This is a genomic window from Deinococcota bacterium (assembly GCA_030858465.1).
Lineage (GTDB): Bacteria > Deinococcota > Deinococci > Deinococcales > Trueperaceae > JALZLY01.
In genome coordinates this window covers 1-9678 of sequence record JALZLY010000252.1, presented here as the reverse complement: position 1 = coordinate 9678, position 9678 = coordinate 1, and the positions used below count along the sequence as shown (strand labels likewise).

Below are 9678 nucleotides of genomic sequence, written 5' to 3'. Positions count from 1 at the left end.
TGGCCCAAGGTCCGCCGCCCGCTCGCGTAGAGCAGGCCGAGCAGCACCAGGTAGACGGCGCTCACCCGCAGGGCGGTGAAGAGCAGCGTGAGCCCGTCGCCAAGGAGCGCCCGCAGGTGGAAGAGCGCGTCCGCCGGGGGCATGGCGCCATCTTACCGCTCCAACGTCAACAATCCTCAGCACGGCCTCGCTAGACCGCCAGCACCCTGGCCAGCTCGTAGAGCTGCTCGTCGATGGGCTTGTCCTTTTCCCAGGTGTCCGGCAGGGGGACGAGCCGGGTGTCGCGGCCGTCGATGCCGACCATGACGTCCGTCTCACCCGCCAAGAGGCTGTTGACGGCGACGTAGCCGAGCCGCGAGGCCAGGACGCGGTCGCGGGTGCTGGCCGAGCCGCCGCGCTGGATGTGGCCTAAGATGCTGGCCCGCACCTCGAACTTGCACTCGCGCTCGATGGTCTTGGCGAGCGCTAAGGCCCCGCCCTCATAAGCGCCCTCGGCGACGACGATGATGCTCGAGCTCTTGCCGCGCGTTTCCGAGTCCTGGATGTCACGGATAAGCTCCTGCAGGTCGAAAGGCCGCTCCGGGATGAGGATGGATTCGGCGCCGCCGGCCACGCCCACGGTGAGCGCGATGTGACCGGCGCGGCGGCCCATCACCTCGACGAGGACGAGCCGGTCGTGGCTGGCGGCGGTGTCGCGCAAGCGGTCGACGGCGTCCAGGGCGATGTTGATGGCGGTGTTGAAGCCGATCGACACGTCGGTGCCGTAGAGGTCGTTGTCGATGGTGCCGGGCAGGCCCACGAGCCTGACGCCGTGCTCGCTGGCGAGCGCGTGAGCGCCCCGCAGGGTGCCGTCCCCGCCGATGACGACGAGGCCGTCGACGCCGTGCTCGCCGAGCTTTTCGGAGGCGGTCGTTCTCCCCTGCGCCGTCATAAAGGCCTGGGAGCGGGCGGTGCGGAGGATGGTGCCGCCGCGCTGGATGATGTTGGCGACGCTCCTGGGGCCCATCTCCTCGATGGCGCCCTCGATCAGGCCCTGGTAGCCGCGGTAGATGCCCGAGACCGCGACGCCGCGATAGTGCGCGGTCCGCACCACCGCGCGGATGGCCGCGTTCATACCGGGCGCGTCGCCGCCGCTCGTGAGAACGCCGATGTGCTTCACAGCTCCTAGGTGCTTCACAGCTTCGTAGTATAGCGCAGGCTTTTCAGGGGCTGCGTCCGGCGTGGACAGGGAAGCTCCCAAGGCCTACGCCTGTCGCTTCGGTGGGCTGCTCGAGCCGTGGGCTGAGCGTCCACGGCGCTCAGCTCTCAGCCGTCAGCTACCAGCCATGACTCCCCTCCGCCCGTCATCCATCCGGTTTGGGACGTACCCGCAAGGCTCACTTAACTTGACAATATAGCACTCAGGTTTCATAATAATGACAGTGCAGCAGGCATGCGCGATGCCAATTTTGTTGCGCGGCAAGCTTAGACTTGATCTCGAAACGACGATCGGAAAGCGACGGATGCTATGGACGCAGAAAGATTGACCGAATCGGCCCTGCAGGCGGTGGCGAACGCGCAGGCGGTCGCCCGCGGCAGGGGCCACCAGACCATCGCCCCGGCGCACCTGCTCACGGCGCTGCTGGCGGACGGCGTCGGTCCGGCCGCCCGGGTGCTCGAGCGCGCCGGGGGCAACCTCAAGCAGGTAGAGGCGGGCCTGAACGCCGCGCTGGAGCGCCTGCCCAAGGTCTCGGGCGCCGAGGGTCAGTACATGAGCCCAGAGCTCGCCAAGGCCTTCGAGCGGGCCGAGGGCGTCGCCAAAGCGTGGGGCGATTCCTTCGTCGCCGTGGACGCGCTGCTCGTGGCGGTCAGGGACGCGGGCGGTGAGGGAACCAAGCTCCTGCCCGGCAAGGAGGCGCTGCTGGCGGCGGCGCAGGAGATCAGAAAGGGGCGCAGCGTGGACAGCAAAACAGCGGAAACGGCCTTCGAGGCCCTGGAGAAGTACGGCAACGACCTGACCGCGGCGGCGCGGGACGGCAAGCTCGACCCCGTCATCGGCCGCGACGAGGAGATTCGCCGGGCGATCCAGATCCTCTTGCGGCGCACCAAGAACAACCCGGTGCTGATCGGCGAGCCGGGCGTCGGCAAGACCGCCATCGCCGAGGGTTTGGCCCAGCGTATCGTCAAGGGCGACGTGCCCGAGGGCCTGCAGGGCAAGCGCATCATCGGGCTCGACATGGGTTCCTTGCTGGCGGGCGCCAAGTATCGCGGCGAGTTCGAGGAGCGCCTCAAGGCCGTTATCACCGAGACGGTGCAATCGAAGGGCGAGGTGGTGCTCTTCGTCGACGAGCTCCACACCATCGTCGGCGCGGGCAAGGCCGAGGGCGCGGTGGACGCGGGCAACATGCTCAAGCCGCCGCTGGCGCGCGGCGAGCTCAGGATGATCGGCGCGACCACCCTAAACGAGTACCGGAGCATCGAAGGGGACGCCGCCCTGGAGCGCCGCTTCCAGCCCATCGTCGTCGCTGAGCCTTCGGTCGAGGAGACGATTTCGATCCTGCGCGGCATCAAAGAGAAGTACGAGGTCCATCACGGCGTCGAAATAGCCGACCCGGCCATCGTCGCGGCGGCGACCTTGTCGCACCGCTACATCGCCGACCGGCAGCTGCCCGACAAGGCCATCGACCTGATCGACGAGGCGGCCAGCCGCATCCGCGTGCAGTTAGAGAGCATGCCCGAGGAGATCGACGGCTTGAGGCGCCGTAAACTCCAGCTCGAGATCGAGCGCGAAGCGCTAAAGCGCGAGACCGACGCCGAATCCGTCAACCGCCTCCTGCGCATCGAGGAGGAGCTGCGCGGCTTGGAGGACGGCATCGGCGCGGCGCAGTCCGAATGGGAGGCCGAGCGCAAGATCCACGACGAGCTGCGCGAGGCGCAAGAAAGGCTCGACAGCGTCAAGACCCAGATCGAGGCCGCCGAGCGCGAGTACGACCTCAACCGCGCCGCCGAACTCAGATACGGGCAACTGCCCAAGCTCGAGACGGCGATCCGCGACTTGAGCCGCAAGCTCGACAACGCCAGGTACGTGCGCTTAGAGGTCGGCGAGAACGAGGTGGCCGAGGTGATCAGCCGCTGGACGAACATTCCCGTGGCGCGGCTCATGGAGGGCGAGCGCGAGAAGCTGCTCAGGCTCGAGGACGAACTCCACGAGCGCGTGGTCGGCCAGGACGAGGCGCTCACCGCCGTCGCCGACGCCATCCGCCGCTCGAGGGCGGGCTTGGCCGACCCCAACCGCCCCATCGGCTCGTTCATCTTTCTGGGTCCCACCGGCGTCGGCAAGACCGAGACCGCCAAGGCGCTGGCCGAAGCGCTCTTCGACACCGAGGAGGCTACTATCCGCCTCGACATGTCCGAGTACATGGAAAGGCACACCGTCGCTCGGCTGATCGGCGCGCCTCCGGGCTACATCGGCTACGACGAGGGCGGCCAGCTCACCGAGGCGGTCAGGCGCCGCCCCTACAGCGTCCTGCTCTTCGACGAGATCGAAAAGGCCCACCCCGACGTGTTCAACACCCTCTTGCAGCTCCTCGATGACGGCCGGCTGACCGACTCGCACGGCCGCACCGTGGACTTCAGGAACACGGTGGTCATCATGACCTCGAACATCGGCTCACCGCAGATTTTGGAGGCCAGCCGCAGCGGCGCGGACTACGAGGCGATCAAGAGCACCGTCTTCAACCTGCTGCAGGGGCACTTCCGCCCCGAATTCTTGAACCGCGTCGACGATATCATCGTCTACCACGCGCTGGACCGCGAGCAGGTGCAGAGGGTCGCCGAGATCCAGCTGAGCTACTTGAAGCGCCGCCTGGCGGACAAGCGCATCGCGGTCGAGTTCACCCCCGCCGCGATGGAACACCTCGCGCGCGTCGGCTACGACCCGGTCTTCGGCGCCCGGCCCTTGAAGCGCGCCATCCAGAGCCTGATCGAGACGCCGCTGTCCAAAAAGATCATCGCCGGCGACGTCAAGGACGGCGACACCATCGTCGTCGAGCCCGGCGCGGGCGGCTTCAGCTTCGAGACGCGGCAGGAGGCCGGAGCGCTCAACTGACCCGCCGCTGAATTCCGGCTCCTGCCTAACCATAGCGCTCCTCGCCAAAGGGGTCGCCGCGCATGTGGTAGCCGTTGCGCTCCCAGAAGCCCGGCACGTTCTGGCTCATGAACTCGAGCCCCGAAAGCCATTTGGCGCTCTTCCAGGCGTAGAGCTGCGGGATGATGGTGCGCAGGGGGCCGCCGTGCTCGACAGGGATGTCCTCGCCGAAAAGCTTGTGCGCCAGCAGGCAGGACTCGGCCAGGAAGTCGTCCAGCTTCAGGTTGGTGGTGTAGCCGCCGTAACAGTGAAGCATCACGTGGCTGGCGCCGTCCTTGAGCGCAAGGTGCTTCATCAGCTCGGTCGTCAGGACGCCCGTCCAGGCCACCTCCATCTTCGACCAGTGGGTGACGCAGTGAAAGTCCTTGGTAATGCTGGTCTGCGGCATGTTCATGAGGTCTTGCCAGGTGAAGGTCAGCTCGTCGGCCAAGCCGAAGACCTTGAGCTCGAGGGCTTCTTTTGAAACGCGCGGGGTGGGGCCGTAGGTGAGCACGGGAAAGCGCTCGGTGACGCTCTGCCCGGCGGGGATCCGGGGGTCGTTCGGCCGCCTCTTGAAGATATTTCGCAACATATCCTCTCCTTAAGGTCAGGCTAGCACGCTGCCGCCGCCGCGATTTTGGCGTGGCTGACGAAGCCTTAGGCTAAACTGAGGGATGGTTATGGCTTCGAAACTGGCGAGGGCCTGTGAAGCTTTCGAGCAGGGTCGGCTCGAGGAGGCCGAGGCTCTCTATCTGGAGTGCCTTGGCGAAACGGAACAAGGTGACCACGACAATGACGCGGCACTTCACGGTTTGGGTTTTGTTAAGGCTGAGCAAGGCGCCTTTGCGGAGGCGAGGCGCTGTTACACCACGCTCTTGGACCGCGCCAGGAGGAGGGGTGACCGTCGAGCGGAGCACGTCGCCTTGCATCAGCTGGGCATGGTCGCACGTCTGGCGCGAGACTACAAGGCGGCGCTACGTCTGTTTGCCGACGAGCACACCCTTTTGAAGAGGCGCTTGCCCGATCATCGAGCAGGCTTTTCCGCCAACCTCTACGAACGAGGCTCCATCCGCTTTCTGCAGGGGGAGTGGGAAGGGGCGCGGCAGCTTTTGCAGGAGGCGCTGGTAGAGGGCATTAGGGCCGGCGACGCCATGTGCCAAGCCTGCGCGTGGCGGGCTCTAGGTGAACTCGCCGCGGCTCAGGGTGATAAGGCCGCGGCCAAGAGCTGCTTTGCGGAAAGTATCAGCTTGTTTCAGGCGGTAGGGGAGACACGGGCTGCCCTGGAGGTCGAGGCGCTTCTCGAGGCGCTGGAATAGCACCGTATACCGTACTGTCTTTTTACCGGCTGTCCTTATACTGTCTTTGTGTCTGATGTCGTGTCCGACCTGAGATTCGTCCTGGTGCGGCCCAAGGACCCGCGCAACATGGGCTCGAGCGCCCGCGCCGTCAAGAACTTCGGCTTCGCTGACCTCTGGCTGGTGGCGCCGCAGCGCCTCCTCAACGCCGAGGCCTTTGCGCTCGCCGCGCACGCTCAGGAGGTGCTGAGGGGCGCCGTGCGCTGCGCCTCGGTGCGCGAAGCGGTCGCGGACCGGACCCTGGTCCTGGGCACCACCGCCCGGCCCCGGACGGCCGCCAGAGAGGTCTATACGCCGCGCCAGGCCGCGGCGCTCATCAGAGGCCGCCGCGCCGCGCTCCTCTTCGGCCCCGAGGACTTCGGCCTCAGCAACGAGGACTTGAGCTACTGTCAGGGTTTTATCCAGATTCCCACCGCCGACTACGCCTCCTTGAACCTGGCGCAGGCCGTGCAGGTTCTGGCTTACGAGTGCTTCCAGGGGAGACTCCAAGGGGCGCCGGAGCAAGAGGCGCCGGAGCAAGGGGCGGGGGAGCAAGGGGAGAGGGCGCTGGCCTCCAGGGCTGCGATCGAGGCGATGTACGACCACCTGCACGAGACGATGCACCTGATCGGCTACACCGACAGGTTGCGCGAGCGCGCGGCCATGGCCCATTTTCGTAACCTCTTCGACCGCGCCGGACTCACCGCCAAGGACGTGATGGTCCTGCGCGGCCTGTGGCGCCAGGCGCAGTGGGCGGCGCGGCAGGATGCGCTGGGCTTGCCCGAGTCCCTGAAGCTTCGCCGCGAGGAGTGAGCTTTGGCGCGCCCTGTCCCTCGCCACTGCCGTACTCCGGCTCGAGCTAGAGCGCCCTAGGTCTGGAAGCGGAAGCGGCGTTTTTCTCTCCTCCGCTGGTCCGCCTCCTGCCATCTTCTTGGCCTTGGCCGGCTGCGGGGTTAGAATGGAGCCATGACCAGCTTTCCTCTCTCGCGTCCGGTACGTCTGGCCGTCTTCGCTTCGGGAAAGGGCAGCAACTTGAGTGCCATCCTCCAAGCCTTTCCCGCCTCGCACCCGCTCGCCTCCGTCGCCCTGGTGATCAGCAACAACGAGGGCGTGGGCGCGCTCGACAAGGCCAAGGCGCTCGGCATCAACGCCTATCACGTGGCCTCTGGCGAGCAGGAGCGCTTCGAGAACGAGGTGGAGGTGCTCCTCGCGCGTCACACCATCGACGTCGTCCTCTTAGCCGGCTTCATGCGTCTGCTCTCGGCGCGCTTTGTCGAGCACTGGCGCGGCCGCCTCTTGAACATCCACCCCTCGCTTCTGCCCGAGTTTCCGGGGCTGGACGCGCCGGAACAGGCGCTCGCCGCCGGGGTGAGGGTGTCGGGCTGCACCGTCCACTTCGTCGACGAGGGCGTGGACTCGGGCCCCATCATCTTGCAGCGGCGGGTGCCGGTCCTGCCCAAGGACAGCGTGGAGACGCTCAAGGCGCGCATTCGGCGCGAGGAGCACAAGGCCTATCCCGAGGCGATCAAGCAGCTTCTGCTCGGCAAGGTGAGCTACCCGGCCGGGGCCTCTGCTGGAGAGTCCGGCGAGTGAAGGTGCTCATCGTCGGGGGGGGCGGCCGGGAGCACGCGCTCGCCTGGAAGCTGGCCGCCTCGCCCGGCGTAGAGATCATCGCCGCGCCCGGCAACGCCGGCGTGGCCGCCTTGGGTCGCTGCGTGCGTCTGGAGAGTCCCGAGGCGACCCTGCGTTTTGCCCAGGAGGAGGAGGTCGGCCTCACCGTCGTCGGGCCGGAAGCGCCGCTCGTGGCGGGGCTGGTGGACCGTTTCGAGGCGGCGGGCCGGCGCGCCTTTGGCCCGCGGCGGGCGGCGGCGCGGCTCGAGGGCTCCAAGCGCTTCGCCAAGGACTTCATGCGGCGGCACGGCGTCCCGACCGCGACCTTCGCGGGCTTCAGCGAGCTGAGCCGGGCGCTCGCCTACCTGAGGGAGGCGTCCCTGCCGCTCGTCGTCAAGGACTCCGGGCTGGCGGCGGGCAAGGGCGTCACCGTCGCGCGAACCAGCGGCGAGGCCGAAGCGGCGGTGCGCGCCGTCTTGGCCGCGCCGGGGGGCGAGGTCGTGTTAGAGGAGTTTCTCGAGGGCTGGGAGCTCAGCCTGCTCGCCTTCTGCGACGGCAAGACCCTCTTGCCCATGCTGCCGTCGCAGGACTACAAGCAGGCCGAGGACGGCGACCGTGGCCCGATGACGGGCGGCATGGGCGCGCTGGCGCCGCTGCCCTTAGGCGAGGGCGAGGGGTCCCGGCTGCGCGCCGAGGTGCTGGAACCCACCCTGCGCGGGCTCCAGGCCGACGGGCTCGACTACCGGGGCGTGCTCTTTTTCGGCTTGATGATGACGGCGGCCGGTCCCAAGCTGCTCGAGTACAACGCCCGCTTCGGCGACCCCGAGACGCAAGCTCTGCTGCCGCTCCTCGAGACCGATCTGCTCGCGGTCATGGAGGCGGTGGTAGACGGGACCCTAGCAGGCGTCACCTTGCGCTGGCAGGAGGCGCACTGCGCCTGCGTGGTCATGGCCGCGCCGGGCTACCCCGGCGACTACCAGAGGGATCTGCCCATCACCTTGCCGCATGACCTGCCCGCAGGGGTCAGCCTCTTTCACGCGGGCACCGCCCTGAAGGGCGGCAGGCTCGTCAGCAGCGGCGGCAGGGTGCTGAACGTCGCGGCCACGGCGTCCAGTCTGGAAGAGGCCCTAGCCAAAGCCTACCAGGTCGCCGCTGCTACCGGCTTTCCCGGCGCCCACTACCGGCGCGACATCGGCTACCGGCTCTTGCCGGCACGAGCCCGGTAGGGCGTATCAGCCTTCCTCCGGCGTCCTCTTAAGGGGCACGTGGAGTTCGCGGTAGTCGTCCTCCTCCTCGCCGACGAAGCGGTCGTAGAGGGCGTCGGCCTCGTCCTCGCGGTAGTTGAAGTGCAGGTACTCTTGTAACTCGTAGACCAAGAAGCGGCCCAGTTGCGCGTCGAGGACGGGCAGAGAGTCGGGTCCGGCCTCCAGATCCGCGCTGAGGCCGGCCAGGTAGTCCCGTTCCTGCGGGTCGATGTCCTCGGCGGGATGGTCGGCGAAGGTATTGGCCTTCGCCAAGATGAATTGCCTGACGGCGCGTTCGTTTTCGGTCATGGAACGAGTATAAAGCGACCATCCAGCCCTCGTGGTTGCCGTGAATCCTTTCCCGGCGAACCTTTGCTTGGGCCGATGCTTGGGCCGAGATATGAGGCGGCTGAGATATGAGGGCTGTCGCCTTGCTATGATAGGGCCGAAACGGAGGTGGCCATGGCCATCATGGACCGGATTGTCACCATTGTGCGAGCGAACTTAAACGACCTCTTGACCCGCGCGGAGGACCCCGAGAAGATCATCAACCAGACCCTCATGGACATGCGCCAGGCCCAGTACGAGGCGCGCATGGAGGTGGCCCAGGCGATGGCCGAGGGCAAGCGGCTCGAGCGCGACCTGGGGTCCCACCAGGACGAAGCCAAGAGCTGGCTTGAAAAGGCCGAGCAGGCCATGAAGTCGGGCAGGGAAGACCTGGCCAGAGAGGCGCTCAGGCGCAAGAAGGCCGCCAAGGACCTGGCCGAGGGCTTCGAGGAGCAGCTCGCCAGCCACCGCGCCATGCTCGAGCGCCTGACCACGCAGATGCGCGCTCTGGACGCCAAGATCGAGGAGGCCGAGCGCAAGCGCAAGCTGCTTATCGCCCGGCAGCGCCGCGTTGACGCGCAGGGCTCGGTCGACGCCGCCATGGCCAAAACCGATACCAGCAAGGCCTTTGCCGCCTTTGAGCGCATGGAGAACAAGGTCGTGAGCATGGAGGACCGGCTCGAGGCCGAACGTGAGCTGTCCGAGGCGCTCAGCCTGGACGACGAGTTCGCAGCCTTGCGCGAAGACAGCGAGGTCGAGGACGAGCTCGAGACGCTCCGGGCTCGTCTCGGCGGTGCCTCGGAGTAGGCTGGTCCGGTGTTCGATCCGGTGCTGGCGCTCGTTCTCGTCTTGCTCGTCTTGCTCGGCCTCTGGGCGCTGCTGCGGGGCTATGGGCGGAGGCCGGCCGGTTCGCGCCCAGGCGGCGACCTCGGCGGGCAGAGCCTGGCGGCGCTGGCTCAGCCCTACCGCGGCCTCATGGCCGAGGCGCTCGAGATCGAACGCGATGTCCGGCGCCAGGTTGCGGCGGCGCCGCGACCGCTGCGCGGCCGCCTGGCGG

The 9678-nt window shown here is 67.4% G+C and carries 10 protein-coding genes; 7 read left to right on the top strand and 3 right to left on the bottom strand.

Annotation, left to right across the window (positions count from 1 at the left end):
- Positions 1-190: 190 nt before the first annotated feature.
- Positions 191-1159 (bottom strand): 6-phosphofructokinase, encoded by a 969-nt coding sequence (pfkA, locus tag M3498_12695; GenBank protein ID MDQ3460140.1) that lies wholly within the window; start codon positions 1157-1159, stop codon positions 191-193.
- Between the two features lie 348 nt (positions 1160-1507).
- Between pfkA and clpB the strand changes: the two genes are divergently transcribed.
- Positions 1508-4087 carry an ATP-dependent chaperone ClpB gene (gene clpB, locus M3498_12690; protein MDQ3460139.1) on the top strand — a complete coding sequence of 860 codons (2580 nt, stop codon included), beginning with the start codon at positions 1508-1510 and terminating at the stop codon, positions 4085-4087.
- Between the two features lie 25 nt (positions 4088-4112).
- Here clpB and M3498_12685 read toward each other — a convergent pair whose 3' ends face one another.
- Positions 4113-4697: a sulfite oxidase-like oxidoreductase gene (locus M3498_12685; protein MDQ3460138.1), complete on the bottom strand. Its 585-nt coding sequence runs from the start codon at positions 4695-4697 to the stop codon at positions 4113-4115.
- An 82-nt stretch (positions 4698-4779) separates the two neighbouring features.
- Here M3498_12685 and M3498_12680 point away from each other — a divergent pair, with 82 nt between their 5' ends.
- From M3498_12680 to purD, 4 genes are all read left to right on the top strand, one after another.
- Entirely contained in the window at positions 4780-5421 is a 642-nt protein-coding gene (locus M3498_12680) for a tetratricopeptide repeat protein (protein ID MDQ3460137.1), read from the top strand.
- A 48-nt stretch (positions 5422-5469) separates the two neighbouring features.
- The gene (locus M3498_12675; protein ID MDQ3460136.1) at positions 5470-6252 is read left to right on the top strand and encodes an RNA methyltransferase; all 783 of its coding nucleotides are present in this window, start codon (positions 5470-5472) and stop codon (positions 6250-6252) included.
- Positions 6253-6405: 153 nt separating this feature from the next.
- Positions 6406-7032, top strand: coding sequence for a phosphoribosylglycinamide formyltransferase (purN, locus tag M3498_12670; protein ID MDQ3460135.1), 627 nt, complete (start codon positions 6406-6408; stop codon positions 7030-7032).
- Positions 7029-8276, top strand: coding sequence for a phosphoribosylamine--glycine ligase (gene purD, locus M3498_12665; protein MDQ3460134.1), 1248 nt, complete (start codon positions 7029-7031; stop codon positions 8274-8276). Before purN ends, purD begins: the two co-directional genes overlap by 4 nt.
- A 6-nt stretch (positions 8277-8282) precedes the next feature.
- On the opposite strand, the gene M3498_12660 is transcribed toward purD, so the two are convergent.
- Entirely contained in the window at positions 8283-8603 is a 321-nt protein-coding gene (locus M3498_12660; protein MDQ3460133.1) for a hypothetical protein, read from the bottom strand.
- A 153-nt stretch (positions 8604-8756) separates the two neighbouring features.
- Here M3498_12660 and M3498_12655 point away from each other — a divergent pair, with 153 nt between their 5' ends.
- Positions 8757-9428: a PspA/IM30 family protein gene (locus tag M3498_12655; protein ID MDQ3460132.1), complete on the top strand. Its 672-nt coding sequence runs from the start codon at positions 8757-8759 to the stop codon at positions 9426-9428.
- A 9-nt stretch (positions 9429-9437) separates the two neighbouring features.
- A partial coding sequence (locus M3498_12650; GenBank protein ID MDQ3460131.1) for a hypothetical protein occupies positions 9438-9678 on the top strand: 241 nt, incomplete at its 3' end.